Source organism: Micromonospora purpureochromogenes (assembly GCF_900091515.1).
Classification (GTDB): Bacteria; Actinomycetota; Actinomycetes; order Mycobacteriales; family Micromonosporaceae; genus Micromonospora; species Micromonospora purpureochromogenes.
Map to the genome: position 1 here is coordinate 216,616 of NZ_LT607410.1, position 25,895 is coordinate 242,510.

Annotated in this window: 24 protein-coding genes and 1 pseudogene; 10 read left to right on the top strand and 15 right to left on the bottom strand. The window is 73.4% G+C overall.

Annotated features, from left to right (window positions below; all coding sequences use genetic code 11):
• The first annotated feature begins 20 nt into the window (after positions 1-20).
• A complete protein-coding gene (locus tag GA0074696_RS01000) occupies positions 21-836 on the top strand; it encodes a helix-turn-helix domain-containing protein (protein ID WP_088959350.1) in 816 nt (271 codons plus the stop codon).
• A 316-nt stretch (positions 837-1,152) separates the two neighbouring features.
• On the opposite strand, the gene GA0074696_RS01005 is transcribed toward GA0074696_RS01000, so the two are convergent.
• From GA0074696_RS01005 to GA0074696_RS01030, 6 genes are read right to left on the bottom strand one after another with little or no spacing between them, the layout of a single operon-like run.
• Positions 1,153-2,694, bottom strand: a complete 1,542-nt coding sequence (locus tag GA0074696_RS01005) for a SpoIIE family protein phosphatase (protein ID WP_088959351.1) — start codon at positions 2,692-2,694, stop codon at positions 1,153-1,155.
• 2 nt (positions 2,695-2,696) lie between these two features.
• Positions 2,697-4,049, bottom strand: coding sequence for a sensor histidine kinase (locus tag GA0074696_RS01010; protein WP_088959352.1), 1,353 nt, complete (start codon positions 4,047-4,049; stop codon positions 2,697-2,699).
• The gene (locus GA0074696_RS01015; protein ID WP_407940530.1) at positions 4,046-5,071 is read right to left on the bottom strand and encodes a SpoIIE family protein phosphatase; all 1,026 of its coding nucleotides are present in this window, start codon (positions 5,069-5,071) and stop codon (positions 4,046-4,048) included. The genes GA0074696_RS01010 and GA0074696_RS01015 overlap by 4 nt, the downstream gene beginning before the upstream one ends.
• Complete coding sequence (locus tag GA0074696_RS01020) at positions 5,059-5,475, bottom strand: ATP-binding protein (RefSeq protein ID WP_088959353.1); 417 nt, start codon at positions 5,473-5,475, stop codon at positions 5,059-5,061. The genes GA0074696_RS01015 and GA0074696_RS01020 overlap by 13 nt, the downstream gene beginning before the upstream one ends.
• A complete protein-coding gene (locus GA0074696_RS01025) occupies positions 5,472-5,894 on the bottom strand; it encodes an STAS domain-containing protein (protein WP_088959354.1) in 423 nt (140 codons plus the stop codon). Before GA0074696_RS01025 ends, GA0074696_RS01020 begins: the two co-directional genes overlap by 4 nt.
• Positions 5,894-6,754 (bottom strand): STAS domain-containing protein, encoded by an 861-nt coding sequence (locus tag GA0074696_RS01030; RefSeq protein WP_088959355.1) that lies wholly within the window; start codon positions 6,752-6,754, stop codon positions 5,894-5,896. The genes GA0074696_RS01025 and GA0074696_RS01030 overlap by 1 nt, the downstream gene beginning before the upstream one ends.
• Before the next feature lie 159 nt (positions 6,755-6,913).
• On the opposite strand from GA0074696_RS01030, the gene GA0074696_RS01035 reads away from it, so the two are divergent.
• Positions 6,914-7,270 (top strand): STAS domain-containing protein, encoded by a 357-nt coding sequence (locus GA0074696_RS01035; protein WP_088959356.1) that lies wholly within the window; start codon positions 6,914-6,916, stop codon positions 7,268-7,270.
• Between the two features lie 9 nt (positions 7,271-7,279).
• On the opposite strand, the gene GA0074696_RS01040 is transcribed toward GA0074696_RS01035, so the two are convergent.
• Positions 7,280-8,605 carry an MFS transporter gene (locus GA0074696_RS01040; protein WP_088959357.1) on the bottom strand — a complete coding sequence of 442 codons (1,326 nt, stop codon included), beginning with the start codon at positions 8,603-8,605 and terminating at the stop codon, positions 7,280-7,282.
• A 49-nt stretch (positions 8,606-8,654) separates the two neighbouring features.
• Here GA0074696_RS01040 and GA0074696_RS01045 point away from each other — a divergent pair, with 49 nt between their 5' ends.
• From GA0074696_RS01045 to GA0074696_RS01060, 4 genes are all read left to right on the top strand, one after another.
• Positions 8,655-9,338, top strand: coding sequence for a FadR/GntR family transcriptional regulator (locus tag GA0074696_RS01045; protein ID WP_088959358.1), 684 nt, complete (start codon positions 8,655-8,657; stop codon positions 9,336-9,338).
• Between the two features lie 39 nt (positions 9,339-9,377).
• On the top strand, positions 9,378-9,851 hold the full coding sequence (mscL, locus tag GA0074696_RS01050) for a large conductance mechanosensitive channel protein MscL (RefSeq protein WP_088959359.1): 474 nt from the start codon (positions 9,378-9,380) through the stop codon (positions 9,849-9,851).
• 81 nt (positions 9,852-9,932) lie between these two features.
• Positions 9,933-10,190: a hypothetical protein gene (locus tag GA0074696_RS01055; RefSeq protein ID WP_088959360.1), complete on the top strand. Its 258-nt coding sequence runs from the start codon at positions 9,933-9,935 to the stop codon at positions 10,188-10,190.
• A gap of 29 nt (positions 10,191-10,219) precedes the next feature.
• Positions 10,220-10,594, top strand: a complete 375-nt coding sequence (locus tag GA0074696_RS01060; RefSeq protein ID WP_088959361.1) for a hypothetical protein — start codon at positions 10,220-10,222, stop codon at positions 10,592-10,594.
• Between the two features lie 260 nt (positions 10,595-10,854).
• On the opposite strand, the gene GA0074696_RS01065 is transcribed toward GA0074696_RS01060, so the two are convergent.
• Together GA0074696_RS01065 and GA0074696_RS01070 are read right to left on the bottom strand one after the other, a co-directional pair.
• Complete coding sequence (locus tag GA0074696_RS01065) at positions 10,855-12,177, bottom strand: benzoate/H(+) symporter BenE family transporter (protein WP_088959362.1); 1,323 nt, start codon at positions 12,175-12,177, stop codon at positions 10,855-10,857.
• Positions 12,178-12,294: 117 nt separating this feature from the next.
• Positions 12,295-13,323 carry a LuxR C-terminal-related transcriptional regulator gene (locus tag GA0074696_RS01070; RefSeq protein WP_088959363.1) on the bottom strand — a complete coding sequence of 343 codons (1,029 nt, stop codon included), beginning with the start codon at positions 13,321-13,323 and terminating at the stop codon, positions 12,295-12,297.
• Between the two features lie 63 nt (positions 13,324-13,386).
• Here GA0074696_RS01070 and GA0074696_RS01075 point away from each other — a divergent pair, with 63 nt between their 5' ends.
• The 4 genes and pseudogenes from GA0074696_RS01075 (at position 13,387) to GA0074696_RS01090 (ending at position 17,623) form a co-directional block, all read left to right on the top strand.
• Positions 13,387-14,106, top strand: a complete 720-nt coding sequence (locus tag GA0074696_RS01075) for a PP2C family protein-serine/threonine phosphatase (RefSeq protein WP_088959364.1) — start codon at positions 13,387-13,389, stop codon at positions 14,104-14,106.
• A gap of 50 nt (positions 14,107-14,156) precedes the next feature.
• On the top strand, positions 14,157-15,341 hold the full coding sequence (locus GA0074696_RS01080) for a GNAT family N-acetyltransferase (protein WP_088959365.1): 1,185 nt from the start codon (positions 14,157-14,159) through the stop codon (positions 15,339-15,341).
• A gap of 214 nt (positions 15,342-15,555) precedes the next feature.
• Positions 15,556-16,305 carry a ZIP family metal transporter gene (locus GA0074696_RS01085; protein ID WP_088959366.1) on the top strand — a complete coding sequence of 250 codons (750 nt, stop codon included), beginning with the start codon at positions 15,556-15,558 and terminating at the stop codon, positions 16,303-16,305.
• Positions 16,306-16,433: 128 nt separating this feature from the next.
• Positions 16,434-17,623 (top strand): annotated as a pseudogene (locus GA0074696_RS01090) (hypothetical protein).
• A gap of 95 nt (positions 17,624-17,718) precedes the next feature.
• Here the strand turns inward: GA0074696_RS01090 and GA0074696_RS01095 are convergent.
• From GA0074696_RS01095 to GA0074696_RS01120, 6 genes are all read right to left on the bottom strand, one after another.
• Entirely contained in the window at positions 17,719-18,801 is a 1,083-nt protein-coding gene (locus GA0074696_RS01095) for an NAD-dependent epimerase/dehydratase family protein (RefSeq protein WP_088959367.1), read from the bottom strand.
• A 44-nt stretch (positions 18,802-18,845) separates the two neighbouring features.
• Entirely contained in the window at positions 18,846-19,139 is a 294-nt protein-coding gene (locus GA0074696_RS01100; RefSeq protein WP_231925217.1) for a hypothetical protein, read from the bottom strand.
• Between the two features lie 112 nt (positions 19,140-19,251).
• Positions 19,252-19,734, bottom strand: coding sequence for an anthrone oxygenase family protein (locus GA0074696_RS01105; RefSeq protein ID WP_088959369.1), 483 nt, complete (start codon positions 19,732-19,734; stop codon positions 19,252-19,254).
• A gap of 604 nt (positions 19,735-20,338) precedes the next feature.
• On the bottom strand, positions 20,339-20,500 hold the full coding sequence (locus GA0074696_RS01110) for a hypothetical protein (protein WP_157745748.1): 162 nt from the start codon (positions 20,498-20,500) through the stop codon (positions 20,339-20,341).
• An 11-nt stretch (positions 20,501-20,511) separates the two neighbouring features.
• Positions 20,512-23,460 (bottom strand): CHAT domain-containing protein, encoded by a 2,949-nt coding sequence (locus GA0074696_RS01115; protein WP_088959371.1) that lies wholly within the window; start codon positions 23,458-23,460, stop codon positions 20,512-20,514.
• Positions 23,461-23,482: 22 nt separating this feature from the next.
• Entirely contained in the window at positions 23,483-25,885 is a 2,403-nt protein-coding gene (locus tag GA0074696_RS01120; protein WP_088959372.1) for a CHAT domain-containing protein, read from the bottom strand.
• Between the last annotated feature and the right edge of the window lie 10 nt (positions 25,886-25,895).

Sequence of the window (25,895 nt, forward strand, 5' to 3'; positions counted from 1 at the left end):
ACGAAGGCGGTCTTGAACGAATGCGACAGCCACGCGGGGACAACCGGGGCATCCTCGACCCGGAACGGCTGCGCCGGGAGGTGCGGTTTCGCCGGCACCTGCCGGCCCCCGCGCTGCGCCCCTGGGTCGAGCACTACTGGCTGATCGACTGGGCGCTGAGCGCGCCGTTCGCGCAGCAGCTGGTGCCGCACCCGGCGGTCAACGTCGTCTTCCAGCGCGTCGAGGGCGGCCCGGAGACCGCCGAGATCGCCGGCGTCGGGCAGCGGCTCTTCTCGATCACCCTGACCGGCACCGGCCGGGTCAGCGGGATCCAGTTCCGCCCCGGCGGCTTCCGGCCGTTCTGGCGACGCCCGGTCGCCGAGTTGACCGGCGAGCGCCGGCCGCTCGCCGAGGTCCCCGACGCCGCCCGGGCCGCCGCCGGCTCCGGGGCGGACAAGGGCCACTGCGCGGGTACGGACACCGAGCGCCGCCGCGCGCTGGACGCCTTCCTGACCGCCTGGGCGCCGGAGCCGGACCCGGCGGCCACCGAGGCGATGGCGCTGGCCGAGGCGATCCGCACCGACCGCGGTGTGCTGCGGGTGGACGACCTTGCGCGCCGGCACGGCAGCTCCACCCGCCGATTGCAGCGCCTCTTCCTGGACCACGTCGGGGTCGGTCCGAAGTGGGTGATCCGCCGCTACCGGCTCCAGGAGGCGATCGAGCGGGCCGCCGAGGGGCCACCCGACTGGTCCGCGCTCGCCGCCGACCTCGGCTACAGCGACCAGGCCCATCTGGTCCGCGACTTCACCGCCGTCACCGGCGTCTCCCCCACGGCCTACGTCCGCTCCCTGCGCTGACCCGACCGCGCCCCCATCCGGCAGCGACTCCTCACCACACCTCACCCACCGTCACTGCACCCGCGCCCCCAGAGGCCGACTCCGCATCCTTTGCTCTGCTGCCGCCCACGCAACACAAGCGGAGAGTCACCGTTCCGCGGAGGCCCACTCCCGGCGGGGATTCCCATGTTCGCTCGTCAGAGCGGTGTTGCGGATGAGGCAGCAGAGCAAAGGATGTGAAGGGGTGGTGGGGAGGATCCAGTCGTGTCGCTCTGCGTGAGGACGGCCGTAGGTCACTCTTCGTGCCACCCCTGCGTGCCGGGAAAGAGCCGTGCGGTCAGCGGCGGCGGCGGACGGCGACCACGGCGACGTCGTCGTGGATCTCCGGCGGGGCCAGCTCGACCAGCAGGCGATGGCAGAACCGGTCGAGGTCGTCGTCCACCCGGGCGGCACACGCGGCCAGCGCGGCCAGCCCCTCGTCGATGGTGGCGTCCCGACGCTCGATCAGGCCGTCGGTGTAGAGCACCAGCGTCGCGCCGGCCGGCAGGACGAACTCCAGGTCGTCGGGGCGCTCGGCCCGTACGCCCAGCAGGGGCGCCGACTGCTGGACGAAGTCCACCCGGCCGTCGACGCTCACCAACGCCGGCAGGTGCCCGGCGCTGGCCAGCCGGATCCGACCGCTGGGCGGGTGCAGCAGCAGGATGCAGAGGGTTGCCAGCTCGTTGCGGAGCAGCGTGCGCATCAGCTCGTTGAGCCGGTCCAGGATCACCCCCGGCTGGTGCCCCTCCACCGCGTACGCCCGCACGGCGTGCCGCAGCTCGGCCATCACCGTGGCGGCGTGCAGCGAGTGGCCGGCCACGTCACCGATCGCCACCAGCAGGTGGCCGTCGAGCATCACCAGTTCGTAGAAGTCGCCACCCACCTCGGTCTGCGCGCTGGCCGGCTCGTACCGGACGGCCAGGTCCAGTCCGGCGACCTCGGGCAGCCGCCGGGGCAGCAGGCTCCGTTGCAGGGTGACGGCGATCCGGTGCTCCTCGTCGAACGACCGCTGCGCCTCCACGGCCGCGGCGACCGCCTGGGCGAGCTGCACCAGCACCGGCGTGCGCGCGGTCTGGGTCGCGGACGGCACCACCACGTAGAGCGGAGCGCGATCCTCGCGCAGCCGGGCGGCGGCCACCGTCACCGTGTCCCCCGCCGGCCAGGGCACCAGGCCCCACTCGGCCGGGTCGTTCACCCGTACGGTGGACCCGGTCGGTACGCCGGTGTCGTCCACCACCCAGGGCACGATCGTCGGCTTCGCGCCCGGTCCGGTGGCGATCCCGGCCAGGCAGTCGCCGTCGAAGGTCTCGGCGATCACCGCCGCCGGGCTCTTGAAGATGTCGGCCGCGCCCGCCGCCGCCGCTTCCAGCAGGCGGGCGAAGTTCGGGGCGGCGTGCACCGCGACGGTGGTGTCGGCCAGCCCGGTGAGTCGCTCGGCGAGCAACTCCGCGCGCTGCCGCGCCTGGTAGTAGCGCAGCACCGCGTGGGCGGTGGCGACCAGTTCCTCCGGCTCGATCGGCTCGGCCAGGTAGGCGTCCGCGCCCCGGGTCAGCCCCTGCGCCCGGTCCACCACGTCGACCGCGTGCGCGGACACGTGGATCACCGGCATCGCCGGGTGGTCCGCCTTGATCCGCTCGCAGACGTCGAAGCCGCTCAGGTCGGGCAGCCGCACGTCGAGCACCACCAGGTCGATCGGGTCCGTCGCGACCCGTTCCAGCGCCTCGGTGCCGGTCTCCGCCTCACGGACCACGAAGCCCGCCCGGGTCAGCCAGCTGACCAGCAGGTAACGCTTGGTGCGACTGTCGTCGACCACCAGCACCGTCGCCTGGTCGCCGACCATCGTCAGGCCCCGCTCGCCGGTAGGACGACGGTGAAGGTGCTGCCCCGGCCGGGCTCGCTGGTCAGCTCCAGCGTCCCACCGAGCAGGGTCACCAACCGCCGCGCGTACGGCAGGCCGAGGCCGGTGCCGCCGACCCGGCTGGCCCCCGGCACCTGATAGAACTCCTCGAAGATCCGTTCGTGCAGCTCCGGGCGGATGCCGACGCCGGTGTCGGAGACCGACAGGCGCCACCGCTCGTCGTCCCGCTGCGCGGTCATCCGCACCTCGCCGCGCTCGGTGAACTTGAGCGCGTTGTGCAGCAGGTTGCGCAGCACCTGGGAGAGCAGCACCTCGTCCGAGCGGAGCACGGCCGGCGCCGGCGGCTCCTCCACCACCAACTCGACGGCCGACCGGTTGGTCAGCGCCCGCAGGGTGCCGCGCAGCTGGCCGAAGACCGCCCGCAGGTCGACGTCGGCCCACTCCGGCTCGATCCGCCCGGACTCCGCCTTGGCCAGATCCAGCAGGGCGTTGACCAGGGAGAGCAGATCGGCCGCCGAGGCCCGGATCAGCTCCACCTGCTCGGACTGCTCGGGGGTGAGCGGGTCGGAGGCGGCGTCGGTGAGCAGCCGCCCCAACCCGATGATCGCGGTCACCGGGGCGCGCAGCTCGTGGCTGACGTTGGCCAGGAAGCGGCTCTTCGACTCGCTCGCCGTCCGCAGCTGCGCCGACTTCTCGTCCAGCTCGGCGTAGAGCGCCACCACGCCGCGGTTGGTCTCCTCCAACTCCTCGGAGAGCTGGGTGTAGAGCGCCATCACGCCCCGGTTGGTCTCCTCCAGCTCGGCGTTGAGCACCGCCAGCTCGTCGCGCTGGCTGCGGACCTCGTCCAGCGCGGCGATGAGCTGCTCGTTCTGGGTGGCGAGCTCGTCCAGGGCACTGCCGGGCGCGCTGTGCCCGAGCTCGGCGCGCAGCTCGGCCAGCCGCGCCTCGGTCAGCGCCTGGGCGGCGGCCGGGACACGTCGGGACATCCTCACGACCGTATCCCCCTCCTCGCTGATCACCCCCAGTGTGTCCACCAAACGCGCCACCGCGCCCGACTGTGGCTCGTACCGGCCGCCGGGCAGCGGGCTGGCCGGCGTGAGGTCGACACGCAGCGCGCGGCGGCCGTCCCGGCCGTGCACCACATGGAAGGCGACGTCCGCGCCGCCGACGGTACGCAGCAGATCACGGGCGACCTCACTGAGCGCGGTGGCGAGCCGGACCTGGTCCTGGTGCTCCAGACCGACGGCGGCGGCGACCTCCCGGCCGCGTTGGCGGACGAGGAAGATGTCCTGCTCCACCCGCAGCGCCATCTGCAGCAGCGGCTCGCCCGCGCTCATGACGGTGTCCTCGCCGCCAGGACGCAGGCGTCGTCACGGCGGACGCCGGCGTCCCGCAGCAGCGTCGCGGCGAGCACCAGCGGAGATCGCCCGGTCAGCCCGGGGTAGTCGCCGATCCGCCACCGGTCGACCACGCCGTCGCTGTGCATGACCAGGGTCGCCTCCGGCGGGAAGGCGTAGTCGTACTCCCGGACGGACGGTCGCTGGTGCCCGGCGATGCCGGGCAGCGAGACCAGGCCCCGCCGCTCGTCGGCGGCCCCGAGGACGACGCCGGTGATGTTGCCCAGCCCGGCGTACCGGAGCACGCCGGCCGACGGGTCCAGCTCGGCCACGGCCAGGGCCGCGCCCCGGGTGTGCGTCATCGCGCGGTGCAGGTGCTGCACCACGGTGGCGGGTGGCGCGGCCGGCGCGGTACGGAAGGCGGCCAGTGCGGCGTCGGCGGCCGCGCCCGCCAGCGCCCCGTGCCCGAGGCCGTCGCAGACCAGCACCTGGTACCGGCCCTCGATCACCCGTGCGGCGTGCCCGTCGCCGCTGACCTGCTCGCCACTGATCGGCCGGGTCAGCCCGGCCGCCCAGGCGGGGCGCACCGGCGCGGCCTTCGGCCACACCTGCACGGCGAGGACGGTGCCCTTGCCCGGCCGGGACCAGGCGTCGTACCAGCTCGCCTGGCGGCTGATCGCGCCCAGGCCGATGCCGAGGGTGCCGGTGGTGGAGTGGCCGTCCCGGGAGGAGACGGTCAGGTCCGCCATGCCGGGGCCGGAGTCGATCGCGATCAGCTCCACGCCGGCCTGGTCGCCGTCGCGGACCGGCCGCAGCAGCAGCAGTCCTTCCTCGGCGTGCTTGACCAGGTTGCTGGTCAGCTCGGCGGCGACGATGGCGAGTTCGGCGACCCGGTTGGGGTCGAGGCCGAGCTGCTCACCGAGGCGTTCGGCGGCCCGTCGCACCGAGCTGGCGGCGCTGCTGTTCTCGACCCGGAACCAGCTGCCGGGATCGGGAACAGCGTGGCTGCTCACCGGGACCACTTGGTGACGGTGATCCGGGTGCCCTCGCCGACGACGGTCTGGATGTCGAAGTCGTCGACCAGGCGTCGGGCCCCGCTGAGTCCCAGGCCGAGGCCGCCGCCGGTGGTGTAGCCGTCGGTCAGCGCGAGGTCGAGGTCGGGGATGCCGGGGCCGGTGTCGGCGAAGACCACCCGTACGCCCCGGCGCCGGCCGTCCTCCACCACCGTCACCTCGGCACCGCCGCCCCCGCCGTAGATCAGCGTGTTGCGGGCCAGCTCGCTCGCCGCCGTGACGAGCTTCGTCTGGTCGACCAGGGAGAGCTTGGCGGCCACCGCGACCGTACGCACCAGCTGCCGGACGCGGACGACGTCCTCGTCGCTGCCGATCGCCTGTGCTTTCGGGCCCAGGTCGACGCCCGCGGTCATGGTGATGTCGCCGCCGTTCCTGACTCCACGCCCTCCGGATCGTCGTCGAACCCGAAGTCGTCGTCAGCCCGGCTCGCCGCGATCAGCTCCATGCCGCGCTCGACGTTCAGCGCGGTCCGGATGCCGTGCAGCGACAGGCCCAGCTCGACCAGCGTGATGGCGACCGCGGGACGCATCCCGACGACCACCGTCTCGGCGTCGAGCACCTTGGAGATCGAGGCGATGGTGGAGAGCATCCGCCCGACGAAGGAGTCGACGATGTCCAGCGCCGTGATGTCGATGATCACGCCGTGCGAGCCGGTGGCCACGATCCGCTCGGCCAGGTCCTCCTGGAGGGCGACGGCCGTCTGATCGGACATGTCGATCTGGATGGAGACCAGCAGGATGTCGCCGATCTTCAGGATCGGCACCCGCTCCATCACGCCTCCCGGCGCGGGTGGCGGCGAGCGGTCTCGACGCCGGTGAGCCGCAGCACGTGCCGCAGCGCGTCAGCGAGGCTGGCCTTGGTGGCGATGTCCCCGAACTCGATGCCGAGCGCGACGATGGTCTGCGCGATCTGCGGCCGGATGCCGGAGATGATGCAGTCGGCGCCCATCAGCCGGGCGGCCACCACCGTCTTGAGGATGTGCTGGGCGACCTGCGTGTCGACCGCCGGCACGCCGGTGATGTCGATGATCGCGTACGGCGAGCCGGTGTCGACCAGGGTCTGCAGCAGCCGCTCCATCACCACCTGGGCGCGGGCCGAGTCGAGCGTGCCGACCAGCGGCACGGCGACCACGCCGTCCCAGATCTTGACCACCGGGGTGGAGAGTTCGAGCAGCTGCTCGGCCTGGTCGGCGATCAGGCCCTCGCGGGCCCGCACGTACGTCTCGAAGGTGGACAGGCCCATCTGGTCGACCACGTCGTTGAAGGCGAGGACGTCGCGCAGCGACAGTTCGCTGTCGGCGGCGTCGGCCAGCTCGACGAGCACCTGCTTGAGCGCGTAGATGCTGACCGCGGTCTCGGTGGCGGAGAAGCCCTGCCGGGCCCGATTGCGCGACAGCTCACCGAGCACCGCCCGCAGTTCGGCGGCCGACTCGGAGGAAATGTCCGCGAGCCCTCGGGCACTCGCATTGATCATGCTACGGTGCAGCTCCTGCACCTGAAGGCGCAGTTCCGCCTGGCTGAGCCGGCCACGCAACGAGGTCGCGACCAGCTCCGTCCAGCGCTGGACGATCCGCTCGGCATGCTCAGTAAGCAGGCCGGCGAGCCGGTCACCCTCTTCCGTGGTCATCGCCATGGTTACCTCCTCTGAGCTGGGCCGGCCGGACTCTATCACCGCCGACTGGCGCGGTACTTGCCACGAGGCAAAGAAATGATCAGGCACACCGGATCGCACTCCCGTTCTGCGTGTTCGGGCCTTCGTGGGATACCGTTCCACCGATAACAGGAGGTCCGAATGTCCTTGACGGTGCACACGGAACAGCGCGGCGACGTGGTCGTCGTCTCGGTCGCGGGCGAGCTCGACATGGCGACCGCACCGCAGCTGCAGGACCAGATCACCGACCTGCTCGACAAGGGCCGCAGCCGTCTCGTGTTCGACCTGGCCGACGTGTCGTTCTGCGACTCGACCGGCCTGTCGGTCTTCGTGCGCGCGAAGAACAGCTGCGACGAGGCCGGTGGCGTGGTCCGGCTGGCCGCCCCGCAGCGCGGCGTGCTGCGCATCCTCGAGGTCAGCGGTCTGGTCGAGGTGCTGCACACGTACCCGACGGTCGAGCAGGCCGTGGCGGGCGACCCGACACCGGCCTCCTCCTGACAATTCTCCTCAGCGCTCGTCCTCGATGAACCGGGGACGAGCGATCACCATGCCCGCGGTCGTCTGCACGGCCAGCGCGGCGACCAGGAACCCGAGCGGGGCCGTCCAGCCTCCGGTCGCCTCGTAGAGGATGCCGACCAGCAGCGGCCCGAGGGCCGCGATCACGTAACCGGTGCTCTGCGCGAAGGCGGAGAGCGCCACCGTGCCCTCGGCGGTCCGGGCCCGCAGGCCGATGGTGGTCAGGATCAGCGGGAACGCGCCCTGACCCAGGGCGAGCAGCAGGACCCAGAGCGGCGCGAGGCCGTGCGGCGCCACGGCCAGACCGAGGTACGCGGCCGTGGAGAAGGCGGTCAGCGCCAGCACCAACGGTCGTAGCGTCCGCAGCCGGCCGGCCAGGGTCGGCATCATCAGCGCGACCGGCACGCCGAGCGCGGTCACCCCGGCGAGCAGCAGTCCGGCGGCCTCGGGGCGGTAGCCGGCGTCGCGGAAGAGCTGGGCCAGCCAGCCCATGATCGCGTATCCGCTGAGCGACTGCGCGCCGAAGTAGACCGCCATCGCCCAGCCGAGCCGGGTGCGTTCCGGCCGGATCCGCACCCGCACGGCGGGGGCCGCCGTCGGGGCCGCGGCCCGCCGGGCGGCGCGGGCCCGCAGCGCCAGCGGCACCCACGGGAATACGGCCACCGCGGCCAGCCCGGCCCAGACGCCGAGCCCGGCCCGCCAGGAGCCGAAGGCGTGCGCGACGGGCACCGCGGAAGCGGCGGCCACCGTCGTGCCCACCGTCAGAGCCATCGTGTACGCCCCGGTGACCAGCCCGGTGCGGTGCGGGAAGTGCTGCTTGACCAGCATCGGCAGCAGGATGTTCGCCACCGCGATGCCGGCCAGCGCGAGCGCGCTGGTGAGCACGAAGACCAGCGCGGAGTCGGTGGCCACCCGGAGCACCTGCCCCACGGTGAGGGCGAGCATCGCCACCACCAGCACCCGGGCCGGCGGGTAGCGGCGGACCAGCCACGGGGTGAGCGCGCCGAGACCGGCGAAGGCGATCGTCGGCAGGGTGGTGACGAAACCGGCCATCGTGCCGGAGAGCGCCAGTCCGGTGCGTACCTCGTCGAGGAGGGCGCCCAGGCTGGTCACCGCGGCGCGGAGGTTGAGCGCGACCAGCAGCATCCCGACCAGCACCAGCGCACCGCCGCGGGCCGCTGAGGGCCGGCCGGCCGGGGGCACGACGGCGGCCGGCGCGGGCCCGGGCGACACGTCGGCGGTGGGCGCGCCCGGGTCGGCGACGGACCGGTCGGCGGCGGGGGCCTCGGCCTCGGTGCAGGTGGGTGGCGGGGTCATGACCTCGAACCTACAATCATGGGATGAATTTCGGCAGCAGGTGTAACCGGTGACACCCACCGTCGATTCCGTCGCCGTGCCCCCGCGCGGCCACCGGGTACGCCAGACGATCGAGCAGCTCAGGGAGCGGATCCTCGGCGGCGAGTGGCCGGTCGGCGGGCGGATCCCGACCGAACCGCAGCTGGTCGCGGCGCTCGGGGTGGGGCGGAACACCGTCCGCGAGGCGGTCCGCGCGCTGGTGCACGCCGGGGTGCTGGAGTGCCGGCAGGGCTCCGGGACGTACGTGGTCTCCACCGACGAACTGGCCCCGGTGGTGGCCCGCCGGCTCACCGACGACCGGATGGCCGAGGTGATCGAGGTCCGGCGCGCCTTCGAGGTGGAGGCCGCCCGGCTGGCCGCGCTGCGGCGTACCCCGGCGGACCTGGCGGCGCTCGACGCGGCGCTCGCCATCCGGGAGGCCGCCTGGCGCTCGGGCCGGGTGACGGAGTTCGTGGAGGCCGACGCGGCGCTGCACATCGCGGTGGTGGCCGCCGCCCACAACGGCATGCTCGCCGAGCTCTACGCCTCGGTCGGCACGGCGCTGCGCAGCACGGTCGCCCAGGCCATGGGGGACGCGCTGGAGCCCGAGCGGTACGTCGACCACGGTCGACTCGTCGCCGCGATCCGGGACGGCGATCCGGCCCGCGCGGCGATCGAGGCCGGTGCTTTCCTGGAGCCGCCCCCGGGGGCATAGGTTGTCCCGGACGCAGAATCGGACAGCACGGGAGTACGGATGCTCAAGGGCTTCAAAGACTTCATCATGCGCGGCAACGTCGTCGACCTCGCGGTCGGTGTCGTCATCGGTGCCGCGTTCACGGGCGTGGTCACGCAACTGACCAAATCGTTCCTCGAACCGTTGATCCGGGTGATCGTCCTGCTGCTCACCGGCAGCGACAAGGGCCTCGCGGGCACCGCTCCCACGTTCCGGGGGATCGCCTTCGACTGGATCGCCTTCGTCAACGCCGTGATCACCTTCCTGCTCACCGCGGCGGCGCTCTACTTCCTCGTCGTCTTCCCGATGAACCGGCTCGCGGAGCGCCGCAAGCGGGGCGAGGAGCCGCCGCCCTCGGCGCCGAGCGAGGAGGTCAAGCTGCTGACCGAGATCCGGGACGCCCTGGTCGTCGGCGGGCACACCACCCCGGCGCAGCAGCGGGGCGCGCTCGACGACGTGCTCGGTCGGCGTACGGAGCCGCCCGCGCCGCGCTGACGCGACCGCATGCACATCGGCCCCTGTGGGAATCCCACAGGGGCCGTCCCGTGTCGTACACATGTTCGATAGAGTCCGGCCATGGAACAGCGCAAGCACTGGTGGAACGGCAAATGGGGGCGGCTGGCCCGGCGGGACGTCTTCCTCCGGGTGGACGCCGACCGCTGGCACGTCGAGCAGCGGGCCGGCGGTGCGGAGGGCGTCTCCCAGTTCTACGAGTACGGCAGCGCGGAGGAGGCCGAGGAGACCGTCCGGGCCCTGCTCGAGGGGACCGACGGCTGGCGGGAGCTCTCCCCGCGCCCGCCGAGCGCCTGGGCCCCGCCGAGCACCGGCGTTTAGCGGCGCGCCGGCCCGGGAACCGCCCGGGAATGAAGCAGCAGGGCACCGAGCAGCAGGCGGCCATCTCCCGCGTCACCACCGGCATGCGGGTCATCGACACGGCCGGCGTCGAGGTCGGCACCGTCGACCTCGTGCAGCGGGGTGACCCGAACGCGGTGACCGTGCAGGCGCCGACCGCCGACCCGGGCGGCAGCCTCGACGAGCTGATCGAGTCGGCCGCGGTGGAGGAGCCGGACCTGCCCGCCGACCTCGCCGCCCGGCTGCTGCGTACCGGCTACCTCAAGGTCTCCACCGAGCTGGCCCGCACCGGCGCGGTCTACGTGCTGGCCGACCAGATCGCCGCCGTCACCGACGGCCAGGTACGCCTCGGCGTCGGCGTCGGCGACCTCCCCCCGGAAGAGTGACCGCCCACTCGCGGTGACGTGGGGACGTGACGACCGACCGGGCCTCGGGCTGATGCGACCACCACCGGTGTGGTCGACGCGCTACAGACCTGATGACGTGAACGACTCAAGGCTGGTCTCCGGCGTCCGACACCCGGTGAATCGTTCACGTCATCAGGTCGATAGCCCATTCGGTAGGCACTCGGCACCCGAGGCTGCCCCGCCTCGACCCGCGCGCCGTGCCGACGTGCGGTTGCGGGTGATGGCGGTGGACGTGAGAGTCAGCGCCTCGTGACCTCGCCGGCCTCGGCCCGCACGCCCCCATCCGACCCGCTCCCGTCCGAGCCGACCTGACCCGATCCGGTGTCGGCCGAGCCGGCCGGACCCGATCCGTTCTCCGCCGCGCGGGAGGGCGCCGGCACCGTGGCCGGCGCGGTCGGGCCGGCCGGCGGCGACGCGGCACGCCGGCGGAAGAGCACCAGCATCAGCCAGCCGGCGAGCAGGCCCCAGAACGCGCCGGCCACCCCGAGCAGGCTCACCCCCGACGCGGTGACCACGAAGGTCACCACCGCCGGCTCCCGGCTCTCCGGCTCGGCGACCGCCGCGGCGACCGCCGTGGCCAGCGCGCCGAGCAGCGCCAGCCCGGCCACCGCCTTGATCAACACCGGCGGGGAGAGCAGCACCAGCGCGGTCGCCACCCCCGCTCCCAGCCCGAGCAGCGCCAGCCCCAGGCCGGCGGTGACCGAGGCGATCCAGCGGCGCTCCGGGTCCGGGTGGGCATCCGGCCCGGCCGCCAGGGCGGCGCTGATCGCCGCGAGGTTGACCGCGTGCCCGCCGAAGGTCGCGCCGAGCGCGCTGGCCAGCCCGGTCACCCGCAGCGCCGCGTTCAGCGGCGGCTGGTAGCCGTAGCCGCGCAGCACCGCCGTACCGGGGACGTTCTGGGCGGCCATGGTGACCAGGAAGAGCGGCAGTGCCAGCCCGACCAGCGCCGGCACGGTGAACGCCGGCGCGGTCAGCTCGACCACCGGCCGGAACCCGCCGACGCCCCCGGCCGGCGAGGTGAGCGCGATCGTCACCGCGGCCACCACCAGCGCCGCCGGCACGGCCCAGCGCCGGGCGAACCGGTGCAGCACCAGCCAGGTGACGATCACGGGTACGGCCAGCCGGGGCACCTCGACCAGCGCCCGCACCGGGGCGGTGCAGAGCGGCAGCAGCACCCCGGCCAGCATCGCCGCAGCCACCGGGCCCGGGATCGCGGCGACCGCCCGACCCAGCACGGGAAAGAGACCCGCGGCCACGATGAGCACCCCACAGAGCAGGAACGCGCCGACCGCCGCGGGCCAGCCGCCGGGGACCGGGCCGGTGGCGACCAGCAGTGCCGCGCCCGGGGTGGACCAGGCGATCGCGATCGGCATCCGGTGCCGCAGCCCCAACCAGAGGGCGCAGAGCCCGGACGCGACGCTGACCGCGAGCAGCCCGGAGGCGGCCTGGGCCTCGTCGGCGCCCACCGCCCGCAGCCCCGCCAGCACCACTGTGAACGAACTGGCGAAGCCGACCAGGGCGGTCACCACGCCGGCCAGCACCGGTTGCAGCCGTCGCGCCATCACCGCACCCCCCGTCGTCGCGGCCACCCTAGCGGCGGCCCACCAGCACGCCGCGCCCGTCCACCCGGCCCGCCCAGGAGGCGGGAGCGGGGAGGCGGGGGCAGGCGACCGGACCGCTCAGCCCAGCCGGCGGGACGGGACGCGGTGCCGTACCGCCCACAGCGCCGCCTCCGTGCGCGACGCCGAGCCCGTCTTGCGCAGCAGATTCGACACGTGCACGGTGACCGTGCGGACCGAGATGCCGAGCGCGCGGGCCGCCTGCTTGTTGGACATCCCGGCGACCAGGCAGCCGAGCACCTCCACCTCCCGGCCGGTCAGCTCGGCGTCGGGCGGGGCGGCCGGGCGGGGCGCCGGCGGCCGCAGATGCTCCGGCAGCGGCCGCTCGGCCAACGCCTCGAGGCCCCGGCCGGCGTGCGCGGCGAGCAGCTCGGTGAGCGCGTACGGGTTGCCGCCGGTGCGCCGCCAGACGGCGGTGGCGATCCGGTCGGTGGGGCGGGTGCCGTCGTACACCTGGGTCAGCACCTCGGCCACCTCGGCCACCCCGAGCGGCCCGAGGTGCTGGCGCACGGCGCCGCGTACCCCGCAGAGCCGGGACAGGACGCGGACGGCGAGGTCCGGCGCGACCGCGTCGGCCGGCGGCCGGCTCGCCACCACCAGCAGGGCCGGCAGGTCACCGGCGGTGGCCAGCTCGCCGACCAGGTTGAGGCTGGCCGGGTCGAGGGCGTGCAGGTCCTCCACCACCAGCACGGCCGGGCCGGCGCCTACCAGCCGCCGGACGGTCCGCACGGCCAGCCGCAGCAGGGTGCCCGGGGCGTAGCGCTCGCGCGGCGCGGTGGGCTGCTGGGCGAGCCAGGCCAGCGCGTCCGGCGGCAGATCGAGACCGCTGGTGTCGCGGCCGCTGAGCACCGCCGCCAGCCAGTCGTACGGGGCCGGGTCGTGCAGCCGGGCGGCGCCGGACAGGGCCACCGCCGGGCGGGGCGAGAAGCCCTCCACAGCCGCCGCGACCAGCAGACTCTTGCCGACCCCGGCCGCCCCGGTGATCACCGTGACGGCGGGCGACGGACGGCCCGCGTCGACCACGGTGGACCACGCCCGGTCGAGCTCGGCACGCTCGCCGGCGCGTCCGACCATGGACACCGGCATCATTTCTGCCACCCTACGCACTAGTGCGTAGAGACGGATCAAGGGTGTTCTTGGCAAGCTTGTGGCATGACGCTGATCCTCCGCTCGGCCATCCTCAACGACGTCGGCCTGGTCCGCACCAACAACGAGGACTCCGCCCTCGCCGGTGACCGCCTGGTGGCGGTCGCGGACGGCATGGGTGGGCTCCCCGCCGGTGAGGTGGCGAGCGAGATCGTCATCCGCATTCTGGACGAGCTGGACCCGCCGACCGCCGCCGACGAGGCCGCCGAGGCGCTGCGCGCCGTGGTCGCCACCGCCAACCAACGCATCCGCGCCGCCATCTCCGCCGATCCGACGCGCGACGGCATGGGTACGACGCTGACTGCCGGCCTGCTCGCCGAGGACATCCTGGTCCTCGCCCAGGTCGGCGACTCCCGCTGCTACCTGCTGCGCGACGGCGAACTGACCCAGCTCACCCGGGACGACACCTTCGTGCAGGCGCTGGTCGACCAGGGCGCGCTCTCCCCCGACCAGGCCCGGCACCACCCGCAACGGTCGCTGGTGACCCGCGCCGTGCAGGGCGCGGACGCCCCACCGGCGATCGGGGTGCTGACCATGTTCGTCGGCGACCGGCTGCTGCTGTGCAGCGACGGCCTCTCCGACTATGTGGAGGACGCCGCGATCCACGCCGCGCTGACCACGTACGGCGACCGCCAGCTCTGCGGCGAACAGCTGGTCAAGCTCGCCCACCAGGCCGGCGCGCCGGACAACGTCACCGTGGTCGTCTCCGACCTGACGGAGGCCTGAACCGGACCAATCGGGTTGCGGCGGACCGCCGGCCGGGTTGGGATGGACGGATGCTCATCCGTCGCCTGGCCGCCGAGGAACGCCTGACCACCAGCTTCCCGCTCCAGGCGTACGCCTTCGAGGCGTCCCCGCTGAGCAGCGAACGGGTGGAGGCGTTCCACCGGTACCTGCCGTACAACAAGGGCAACCGGACGCTCGTCGTCGACGAGGGCGGTGAGACGCAGGCGGCGGCGAGCGCCATCCCGATGCGGCAGAACCTGCGCGGGCGGGTGCTGCCGATGGCCGGCGTGGCCGGAGTGGCCACCCACCCGCTGGCCCGCCGGCGGGGTCACGTCCGGGCGCTGCTGCACCAGCTCCTCGACGAGATGCGCGACGAGGGGCACCCGCTGACCGCGCTGTACCCGTTCCGGGCCGGCTTCTACGAGCGCTTCGGCTACGTCGGGCTGCCCCGGGCGCGTACCGCCCGGTTCTCCCCCGCCGACCTGGACCCGCTGCTCCGGGCCGAACTGCCCGGCGAGGTGACCTGGGAGCGGATCGGCGCCGGCTACCCCGGCTACCGGGCGTTCACCGAACGCTGCGTACGGGAGCGGCACGGCTTCGCGATCTTCCCGGAGTTCCGCGCCGTCGGGCTGCGCGACCGCGACGACCGCTGGCTGGTCACGGCCCGGATCGACGGTACGACGATGGGCGCGCTCACCTACCGCATCGACGATCACGGCGGCGAGCTGCAGGGCGACGACCTGCTCGTCAGCGACCCGTACGCCCGGGCGCTGCTGCTGCAGTTCCTCGCCCGGCACGTCGACCAGGTCGACCGGATCACCCTCCAGGTGCCCGCCGACGAGCTGCCCGAACTCTGGCTGACCGACCTGGCCGTACACGTCGAGGCGCGGGTCTCCCGCCCGGGCTCGCCCGCCCCGATGGCCCGCCTGCTGTCGCTGGACGCGCTCGCCGGCCTCCCCGCCGGCCCGGGCCGGGTCCGGGTCGAGCTGGTCGGCGACCGCTGGCTGGCCGGCACCCACCTGCTCGACGGCACCACCGGCCACCTGGCGCTGACCACCGGCGGCCCGGCGCCGTCGGCGACCCTCACCGCCGCCGGGCTCTCCGCCCTCGCGTACGGGGTCCTGGACCCGGCCGAGGTGGCCGTCCGAGGGCTGGGCTCGATCGGCCCGGAGGCTGCCGCCGAACTACGCCGCCTCTTCCCCCGCCACCTCCCCTACCTCTTCGCCGACTTCTAACCCCACCTCGCGGCCTTGCGCCGCCCCCCGCGCCGGGCGTCAAGATCCGCACAGCTTCAGAGAAAGCGGGCTCATCACGCGGCCGGAGGCCACTCTTTCAGAGAAAGTGCGCGCCCCTGGGGCACGCCGGTCGGTCGGTCCGGTGGGCGGGGTGGGGCGGTGATATTGGTGCGATGCGGTTTTCGGGTCGGGGGGGTCGGGTACCGTCCGCCAGGTGCCGGAGTGGTTGCAAGCGGGTGCCTGGGGTCTGCTGGCCGGTTCGGCACTCCTGATCGGGGCGGTCGTCGGGTTCTTCGCCCGGGTGCCCCGCAAGATGATCGCCTCGGTCATGGCCTTCGGCGCGGGCGTGCTGCTCTCCGCCGTCTCCTTCGAACTGATCGCCGAGTCGCACGCGCAGGGCGGGCTGCTGCCGACCGTGATCGGGGCGGCCGGCGGGGCGCTGGCGTACACCGGGGCGAACCTGCTGCTGGCCCGGCGCGGTGCCCGGCACCGCAAGCGCTCCGGCGACGAGCAGCCGACGGAACAGGAACAGCCCGGCTCGGGGTCGGCGATCGCGGTGGGCGCGCTGCTGGACGGCGTACCCGAGTCGGTGGTGATCGGCGCGAGCCTGCTCGCCGGCGGCCCGGTCAGCCTGGTGACGGTGGTGGCGGTCTTCCTGAGCAACGTCCCGGAAGGGCTGTCCAGCGCCGCCGGCATGCGCCAGGCCGGCCGCTCCCGGCGGTACGTCTTCTTGCTCTGGACGGCGATCGCGCTGGTCAGCGGCGCGGCGGCGCTCGCCGGCTACACGCTGCTCGGCGGGGCGCCGCCGGAGGTGCTGGCCACCATCTCCGCGCTCGCCGCCGGCGCCATCCTCGCGATGATCACCGACACCATGGTGCCGGAGGCGTTCGAGGACGCCCATCTGCTGGTCGGCCTGATCACGGTCCTCGGCTTCCTGGCCGCCTTCGCCCTCTCCCACGCCTGACCACCCGTCGGCGGCTCGCCGTCCGCGAGGCGAGTGGATCAACCGACGCAGCGCGGGTTAGCGGTGGGTTAAGCCTCGGCGGAGGAATCGCCGCGGACCGCCCACGCCTCTAGCATCGGCGGGTGCGCGTGAGATCCCTTGTCCGCCTGCTCGCCCTCGGCGTCGCCACCGCCACCCTGCCCGCCTGCGGCGGGAGCGGGGACGGCGCGGCCCCGGTCGCGCGGTCCACCGTGGAGGCTGCCGCCCCGACGGCGAGCCCGTCGGGCGGACCGACGGCCCGCAGCGGCCTGGGCGGGCCGGGAAAGAGCGCGTCCCCGAGGCCGTCGAAGACCGCTGGCTCGCCACTGCGGGCGGGCAACCCGAACGGCGGCGCCACGGTCCCGGCCGAGGCGCGGGCGGTGGCCATCTCCCGTCCGACCAGGACGGTGGGTACGGGTTCCCCGGCGAGCTGTACCTCGGACGCGGTGGTGCGGTCGGTTGCGGCGGGCGGGATCATCACCTTCGACTGCGGCCCCGACCCGGTGACGATCCGGATGAAGGCCACCGCGAAGGTCCGTAACAAGGTCGGCGCCCGGACCGTGCTCGACGGCGGCGGCAAGGTCACCCTCTCCGGCGGCGGCGAGCGGCGCATCCTCTACATGAACACCTGCGACGCTGCCCAGGGCTTCACCACCTCGCACTGCCAGAACCAGGACCACCCGCAGCTCACGGTGCAGAACCTGACCTTCGCCGACGGCAACTCCACCGGCGAGCGGACCGAGGGCGGCGGGGGCGGCGCGATCTTCGTACGCGGCGGTCGGGTCAAGGTGGTCAACTCCCGCTTCACCGGCAACCGTTGCGACCGGACCGGCCCCGACCTGGGCGGCGCGGCGCTGCGGGTGCTCAGCCAGTACGACAACAAGCCGGTGTACGTGGTGAACAGCACCTTCACGGCGGGGTCTGCGCCAACGGGGCGGCGCTGAGCAGCATCGGCGTCTCCTGGACGGTGCTGAACAGCGTCTTCACCGGCAACAGGGCGGTCGGCAGCGGCGCCAACCCGGCCCGGTCGGGCACCCCCGGCGGCGGCAGCGGCGGCGCGATCTACTGCGACGGCAACGAGTTCACCGTGCGCATCGCCGGCACCCTCATCGAGAACAACCACGCCAACGAGGGCGGCGGCGCGATCTTCTTCGTCAGCAACAACCGCACCGGCACCATGCGTATCGAAGGTTCGACCCTCCGCCGCAACCCCAGCGACGGCTTCGAGACCCAGGGCCTCCCCGGCATCTTCTTCCTGGGCGCCCGCCCACCCACCACCACCTCCTCCCGCCTGAGCTGACCCGCCCGTCGATCATGAAGTTGTTGCCCGCCGCACCGGCGTGTCGTGACAACAACTTCATGATCAACGGGCGGTGGAGTGGGAGGAAGGACTGATCAGTAGGGGTTGCCGTGGCCGGGGAGGCGGGTTTTGAGGAGGGCGGCGGGGCGGCCGGGGAGGTCGGGGGCGGTGGACATGGGTGGGGCGGTGGTGCCGGCGCGGGCGGCCATGCCGGCGAAGAGGTCCTTGAGGGCGGTGAGGGCGTCCACGTTCGGGTGCCAGCCGAGCTTGGTCTCGGCGCGCTCGCTGGACATCAGCGGCGCGTTCAGGGCCAGCTCCACCCAGCCGACGTCGACGGGTTGCAGTCGGAACCGCCAGCTCAGCGCGGCGGCGGCGCGCAGCACCGGGGCGGCCACCGGGATCGTCCAGCCCTTGAAGTGCCGGGCCACCAGCTCCGGAGTCAGCACCGGGTCCGCGGCGACGTTGAAGGCGCCGCGCGCCTCACCCAGAACCGCCCTGGCGTACGCGTCGGCGACATCATCGGCGTGCACCGCCTGCATCCGCAGCCGGCGGTTCGCGGGTACGACCGGGATGCGCCCGAAGCGCAGCAGCCGGACCGGGGCGAGCGGCCCGAGGAAGTACCGGGCGATCTCGGTGCCCGCGTCGCGCTGGAAGATCAGCCCGGGCCGCAGCCGCACCACCCGCACGGTCGGGTGCTCGGATTCGAGGCGGTCGAGCATCGCCTCGACCTCGGCCTTGTCCCGGCTGTACGACGATCCAGGCACCCCGGTCGCCGGCCAGCGCTCGCTGATCGGGTGGTCCTTCGGGCCGGGCGCGTACGTGCCGACCGACGAGGCGTACACCAGGCTGGGAACGCCGGCCCGGACGATGCCCTCGATCACCGCGCGGCTGCCGCCGACGTTGGTCCGGTAGAGCGTGCGCTGGTCGTGGCTGGGCTGGATCTGCCAGGCCAGGTGCACGACGGCGTCGGCACCGGCGAAGAGCGCGGCGAGTTTCCCGTCCGCGCCCGGCGCCCCGATGTCGCAGGAGTGCCACTCCACCCGGTCGTACGGCTCACCGGCGTCCGGGCCGGGCAGTCGCCGAGCCACGCCGACCAGTTCCAGCCCCGACTCCGGGCGCAGCCGGCGCAGCAGCGCCGTCCCCACGTTGCCACTGGCACCCACGATGACGATCCGCATGCGGGCTGCCGTACCCGTTGAACCGGACTCCAACCCCGCAACGGTCAGGGGCGGGGCGACTGGCGTACCCAACTCTTCTCCTGCTTGCGACGGCCCTGGGTGGCGGCCAGGCAGCGCGGGCAGATGAAGCCGACCGGGTCGGCCTCGGTGAGCACGTCGGTCGAGGTGTAGTCGAACGGCACGTGCGGGAAGCGGCGCAGCCGGGTACGGCTGAGCTGGAGCCCGCAGACGGTGGCGTTCTGGCCGGGCTGCCAGGCGTGCACCTCACCGCCCGGCACCCGTGTCCCGTCCGGCCCGGTCTCCTCGCTCGACGCCGCCACGGCCGGGGTGCTGCTCATCCTCATCCCGTCCCGATTCCCCCCTCCCGCCGTTTCAGACCCGCCCGGTTGATCGACTCCGTTTCGCCGACATCGCGCCGTCCCACCCACCCCTCGCCGGACCCGGCGTGGATCACGCGGCGCGCCGGGACACGAGGGCGGCCACCAGGCAGGCGAAGGCGGCGACGCTGGTCACCGTGCGGACCAGGTTCCACCGCACCCAGGTCGCCTCGAACCTCTCCCGCACCGCCGCCAGGTCGGCGATCCGGTCCACCGGCCCGGCCGCGTCCAGCCGGTCGTTGAGCGGCACGTTGCACCGCATGGTGATCAGCAGCGTCGCACCGTAGAGCACCAGCGCGGCGACCATCCAGGCCAGCACCCGGCCGCCGGCGGTGAGGTGCAGCGCCACCGCCAGGGCGATCAGCAGCACCGCGCCGAGGAAGGCCGCCAGGAACCAGCCGTTGAGGATCCGCCGGTTGATCGACTGCATGGTCCCGACGAAGGTCCGGTCATCGACCGCGGCCAGGCCCGGCATGACCGAACACGAGTACGCGAAGAAGAGCCCCGCCATGAGGCCGGTGACCCCGGTGGCGGCGGCGAGGGAGATCGTTCTCATGCCTGTCAGCCTCACCCGGCGCGCCCCTGTTGACCATGGTCGAGAGGCTCGGGGGCATGCGTGGGCGTCTGGGGTTGTGCGGGGCATCGACGGGCGGGCCGGAAGCCGGAAGGCCTCGCCGGCCAAGGTCCGGTAGCCTGAGGGCTCGGGCCGCTAGCTCAATGGCAGAGCTGTGGACTTTTAATCCGCAGGAATACGCCCTCGTTTCTGAGGTAGACCGTCGCCAAGCAGCCAAAACACTGACACCAGTTGTCCACTGTGGAAAACAGGCGCTCGATGGGTGCTCATCTGTTTCGGAGCGGTCGAGTGTGGCCACGTCCACCCGGATGCAGTGTTGTCCGACGGTGTCCACAGGGACAGGCCGCCCGAGAAGTTGGCGAGTGGTCGAGCCGCGCGCGGACCCCAAGATTCTTCGTAGGATCCGGGGTGCGGTTTCGGGGTGCCGTCCCGACGATCAAACCTTCTGATCCGTGGACGACAGGTCAGAGGGTCCAGCTCGGAGCCTTGATCAATCACTGCAACGCGCCCGAGTGCAAGCGCGGCGTGACTGTCAAGAAGATTCTGACTCCTGTCTGATCGAACGAAACCGATTGCTCTTCCCATCTCAGCTCCCCGACCTGGCTGCAGCCTTCTGCAACTGCTTGAGCCGGCGCAGCCGCCGGGCCAGTCCGGCCGCGATCTCGTCCGGGTGAATCCCGTCCGCGATCCGGTCCACCACCGCTTGCCGAAGTTCCCGGACCAACAGATCTCGCACGTCCTCGGACATGTCGACCCCGATCAGCGGCCGCTGTAGGCCAGCGCCGCCCACAGGGCCGGCCGGGTCAGGTCGGTCGCGGTGACGGTGCTCAGGTGGGCGCCGGGCAGGTAGGGCGGGACGATCCGATCGGGGTCAAGCATCCACCGTTGCACCACGCCGACCGCCTCCGCCGGTGGTCGCCGACCGTCGACGAGCTCCAGGTGGACCAGGAAGAGCGCGAGCGCGGCGAACGACGCCGGCACAGCCCAACGCCAGCCGATCACCCCGGTGAACCCGACGTCGAGCAGCGCCGGCACGAGGTCCGACCCGCCCGGGGCGGAGAGGACGACCAGGCCACGGGCACCGCTGACCGACGCCAGGTCGAGCACTTCTCCGCCGGCCAGTTGCAGGGCCGTCCCGTCCAGTCCGCACGCGAGATGCAGGACGGACGCTGCGGCCAGGTGCTTGCGTACGTCCTCCGGCCCACCCACCGCGTCGACCGGCTCCAATGCTCGGCCGAGACAGACCGACCTCGGGTAGAACAGCCGCCGCAGAACCATGACCTCAGCCATCGCGGCGTCCCGGTCGCCGCGCGGGTTGACCACGAACACCGGCTCGTCCGTCAGCGGCGGAACGGACCGCGCGGCCAACCGGACGACGTGTGTGCCGGACGGGACGTCGGTGATGCCGATCTGCTGGCCCAGTCGACGGCCGTCCCCGGCGCACACCGCACCCAGGCCCACCCGGCTCAGTCCGCCCGTCGCGGCCACCAGGAGGCGCCCGGCGGTCCACCGGCCGAGGATCGCCGGCCAACCGGGATCGTCCGAGACGAGCGGATCGGTAACCGGGAGGTTCGCGAGCACGTCGAGCTGACCGGTCGCCGGATCGAGGCAGAGCACCCCGGCGGTCAGCCCGGCATCGTCGGTCGAGTGCACATAGAGCAGGGCACCCGCGCCGATCTCGCGGACCGCGGCGGCGACCTCGGCCGGAGTGGGCACGCTCGCGATCGGCGCCTCAGGCGGCACGACTCCGACGAGGACCGCCAGCACGTCGCGGGTCAGCGAGTCGGCCCCGGCCCGCTTCGGTGCGACCGCGGCGATCTCCAACGCGGTGAACGCCTCCGCCCCCCGGCCCTCCGCGAGCATCCATCCGGCGAAACGGGCCGCGTCGGCCGGGTCGACGTCCGGGCCGTCCAGCGCGTTCCGGCCGGCGTCCCGGCACCGTTCGGTGTCGCCGGCGGCACCCCGCCGCCGGTACGCCTCGGCGAGCCGCCACCAGGTCCGGGTGCGTAGGCCGCCCTCGTCCAGCAGCCGAACGACACCGGCCAGCAGGGTGATCGCGCGGTCGGGGTCGTCGCCCAGGCGTAGGCGAGCCGCGGCGAGAACGGCCCGGGTCGGTGGTGACGACCGGTCGGCGGCGGCGTCGAGAGCCATCCGGAGATCGGCCGGATCGTGACGAAGCAGCGCATCGAGCACCGCGGTGAGATCGCCGCCACTGCCCGCGCTGCCCGCGGCCGGGGAGCAGTTGTGCACCGCGGCGGCGAGCCGGGCGTGCGCGGCGGCCGTACCGAGCGGGCCCCGCCAGGGATGACCGGCCGGCAGGGCGGCCACGGCGGCGAGTGGGTCCGGATGGCTCAGGCTACCGGAGTGCAGCGCGGTCACCGTCCGGCACAGTTCGGCGAGCGCGCTCACCACGGGCGGCCGGGATTCGATCCGTTCCGCGTACGACAGCAGGTCGTCCGCGATCTCGGCGATGGCGCCCGACAGCGGCCGGGTCTCGTCCAGCAGACCACCGGCCGCTTCCACGATCGTGACCGCGGCGGGATGGCCGGGTGGTACGTCCCTCATCGCGGCCAGGAGGTGTCGCGCGGCGACCCGGCGGGCGTCGCCGCCGGCGTCCTCGTCGTCCCAGCCGCTGCCGTCGCGCCGCTCGCGAAGGCACAGCCCGACCACCGACAGCAGCCGGTCGAGGCCCAGTTCGACCGGGTCCCCACCATCCTGCGCGTCGACCGCGCTGGCCGTCGCCCCGACGAAGGCGTCCAGGGCGGCGGGCTCGATCTCGTCCGGACCGGCCAGCAGCATCGTCAGGGCCTGCTCCCAGACCGGCCGTTCGCGGTCGAGGGCCAGCGCCGCGAGTTGCTCCCGGGCGACCCGGCGGGCGAAGGCCGGCTGCGTGCTGGTTGCCGCTGCGGTCGCCGTCGGCGTCCCGGTCGCCGGAGTGGGGCGTCGTGGCGGCACCACCGGGGCGGACTGTCCGTCGCCGCGCATGACGGTGACCGGATAGTCCAGCGGATCGGCCATGTTCGCCTGGTTCCACAGGTTGATCGGCAGGCCGTTGCGCTGCAGGTCCTGCAGCCGGGACATGGCGTCGATGATCCTGCTCAAGTCGAAGTTGGCGACGTCACCGCCGAGCAGCGGGTGGATCGACTCGGCCACGACCAGCATGGTGCGGACCATGCTGGTGACGTCGGTGCTCAGGACCGGCCCGGCGAGCAGTTCCCGGAACAGCCGCGCCGCCTCGTCGGCATCCTGGGCCGCGCCCGACAACCCCCCACCGAGGAAGCCGCTGCGCGCGGCAGCCGGGCTCATCGCCTCCGTGGCCCGGGCCAGGTGTAGCTGACCCAACGCGATGCGAGCCATGGCTGCCTGCATCGGTGGCAGGTTGGTGAACCTGGTCGCCTCGGTGAGCACGAAGATGCCGGTGTCCCGGTCCCTCGGCCCGCTGCCGTGCGCACTGTGCCGGGCCGACAGTAGCCAGCCGAGCTGGACGGCCACCTGGCCGCGGGCCGGGTCGCCGGGGTCGACCAGCCGGTAGGCCTCGTCCCACGCCTCGATCGCGGCGGACAGGAGACCGAGTGCCGCGGGCCGCCCCGGTCCGGTCCGCCAGTAGTTCGTGGCCAGCGCCTGCCCGAGCTGGGTCAGCTTCGGCAGCCGGGCCGGGCCGGTGACCCGGGACAGCTCGTCCCGGAGCCGCTCGATGGAGTCCTGCATGGCGCTACCGCCCTTCGGTCGGTCACTGTCCCCAGTGGGTGAAGCCGGCCCACGCCACCACCCGCGCCGGGTCGGTGTCCGCGAGCATGCGACGCAACGGGCGCGGCATGGTTCGGGGCGGCTGCCGATCGCCGTCGAGCATCCACATCTGCGCCCGGCGCAGTGCGTCCCAGACAGCGCGGTGCTCGGTCGTCAGGAAATGGTGGAACATGTACATGAGCAGCGAGGTGTCCTGATCGGGAATGCTCCACTGGGTGGAGAGCACCGAGCGGGCGCCCGCGGCCAGAAACATGGTGCCCAGGCTGTACGCCTCGTCGTACCCGTGGATCGAGCGGCCGGTGTGGCAGGCGGCGAGCACGACCAGCGCGATCGGGTGCCGGTCCGGACCGGCCAGCAGCGCGATCAACTCGTCCGCGGTGAGGTCCCCGCCGGCCAACAGCAGACGCGACGACGCCGAGGCACGAGCCGTCTCGATCACGCCGTGCGACGCGAGGTGCAGCATCGTGCCGGCCTGGGCGTCGTCGGCGAGCAGCCAGGAGCGTACGTCGTCGGGCGTGCCCGCCCCGGAGGGGCTGACCTTTCCGTTCGGCCACCGGCCGAAGTAGGTGGCCGCGGGATAGAACGACTGGTGGATCCCGTAGGCCTCGAGACGCGCCGAGCGCAGGTCGGCCGCGCGCCGGCCGGTGTCCGGGTCGGCCAGCACCATGCCGCCCGAGCTCAACCGGACCGGCTCGGCCGCGGCCGTGTCGCAGAACATCCGGGCGGACGCGGCCTGGGAGAGTGCAACCCGCTCCACCAGGTAGGTCCCGCCCGGGTCGCGGGCCGCCTGCCATGGCACCCGGGCCAGGTCGCCCATCGGGATGAGCACGAGACGTGGCACGCGATCGGCGCCGAGGAACGGCTTGACCAGCGGCCCCATCGCGGCCTTCCACGCCCAGCCACACAGCGCGTCGACCCGGTCCGCGAACTCGGCCGGATCGTCCACCCCGACCTCTCGCGTCGTCAGTTCGGGGGAGCGGCTGGCCACAGCAGTCAGGTACCGCTCGACATCGGTGCCTTCGCCGACGGTGAGATTCGGCAGGGCCAGGAACCACGGTTCGCCCTCGGCCGGGGCGATCACCGCCCAGCCCGGTGCCGGCGGGTCGGCCGGTACGAGATAGGCCAGCGCGTCCACGCCGAGCCGGCGTAGGGCGTCCCGGATCTCGTCGAGGCCGGGCGGGTCGAGCAGCCCGGTGTCGCGTGCCAGGACCTGCAGGACATCCTCCCGTAGCCGGGGGTCCGGGGTGTCCGTCGCCCGCCACCGGGCGGCCAGTTCCGGGTGGCCGGCCGCGGTGAGCCGCGTGCCCGGGTCGCGCAGCTCCGTCGCGGCGAACAGCATCAGGGCGCGTCCGCCGTCCAGCGCCCGGAGCGCGTCCTCGGGCTGCTGGTCCACCAGGCATCGGCCGGCGGCGGCGATCGCCTCGGTGGCCGCCTGCCGGGCGACGGCGCGCGCGGTGGCCGGGTCGGGCTCCAGCAGCACCCGCCAGGCGTATCCGCGCAGCCCCTCGAGCGTGGCGAGCCGGGCGGGCGACGCCTCGCCGATTCGGCGCCGCAACTGGCCGAGCAGGCCGGTGATGTACGACCAGTACTGGTTTTCCGGACCACCGGCCAGTTCCCGCGCCCGCTCCAGTACGGTGACCGCCTCGCCCACGTCGGACAGCGAGCCGGTGACCTCCGAGCGGTGGTTCAGGCCCAGCGCCAGCGACGCCAGGTGGAAGACGTGATCCGGATGGTGGTCCAGGGTGAGAGACACCGCCTCGCGCAGATCGGCGATCGCCGCGGCGATCCTGGCCGGGTCCCGTTCGTCGCCCATCCGCAGGGTCGTGCCGCCCCGGGCGTTCAGGTAGACGGCACGTTCCGCGTCCGAGGACCCGGCGCGCGGCGGCGGCAACGCGCTCGCCTCACCACGCGATGCCGCCTGCAGTGCCTGCAGCATCGGCATGATCTCGGCCACCGACTCGCGCAGCAGGTTGCCCTGCGGCAGTTCGTTCATCCGGCCCGCCAGGTCGACGAGCATCGCCATGGCGGTCTCGGTATCCCCGCCCTGTTGGATCTGTAAGGCGTTCAGGTAGTCCGGCAGCAGTCCGAGAAGCTGGTTGCCCTCCGGGTGGCCGGCAAGCATCTCGCCCAGCTCGGTCAGCGACGCACGGAGCCGGCTCCCGTCGCCGATCGTGTATCCGGCGGCCAGTTCCAGGCCGTTGCGGGCGGCCTCGGCCAGCGCCTTGACGTGGGGGTCACCGCTGTGTTCCGCGATTACCCCGTCGATCTCGGCCATGGCCGCCCGGGGGTCGGTCATGGTCCGGTCCGCGGCGGCCTGCAGCACCCGCTGGACCCGGGCGATCCCGCGCATCCGTCGGGCGACGTTCGTCTCCTCCGGCCGGCTCATCGATGTCCGC